Origin of the sequence: Falsihalocynthiibacter sp. S25ZX9 (assembly GCF_041205405.1) — a bacterium.
GTDB lineage: Bacteria > Pseudomonadota > Alphaproteobacteria > Rhodobacterales > Rhodobacteraceae > Falsihalocynthiibacter > Falsihalocynthiibacter arcticus.
The window spans coordinates 1-381 of record NZ_JBGFCD010000091.1; the positions used below are offsets into that span (position 1 = coordinate 1).

At 50.7% G+C, this 381-nt stretch carries 1 protein-coding gene; it reads left to right on the forward strand.

Annotation, left to right across the window (positions count from 1 at the left end; all coding sequences use genetic code 11):
- On the forward strand, nucleotides 1-381 hold a 381-nt coding region (locus AB9F29_RS21410; protein ID WP_369757192.1), incomplete at both ends, for a methylmalonyl-CoA mutase family protein.

The window sequence follows — 381 nt, forward strand, 5'->3', positions numbered from 1 at the left end:
GCAGGAGGCCGGCGCGAACCTTGTTCAAGAGCTCGCTTTTACTCTTGCTGACGGCAAGGAATACGTCAAAGCCGCTATCGCCAAGGGGTTAGACGTTGATGATTTTGCCACCAGCCTGTCCTTCTTTTTCGCCATTGGGATGAATTTTTTCATGGAGGCGGCGAAGTTACGCGCTGCGCGCTTCTTGTGGCACAAAATCATGTCGGAATTCGCTACAAAGAAGGAGAATTCTTTGATGCTTCGGACCCATTGTCAAACGTCTGGAGTGAGCCTTCAAGAACAAGATCCCTACAACAATATCGTCCGCACGGCCTATGAGGCAATGAGCGCGGTATTGGGGGGGACGCAATCTTTGCATACGAACTCCTTTGATGAAGCGAT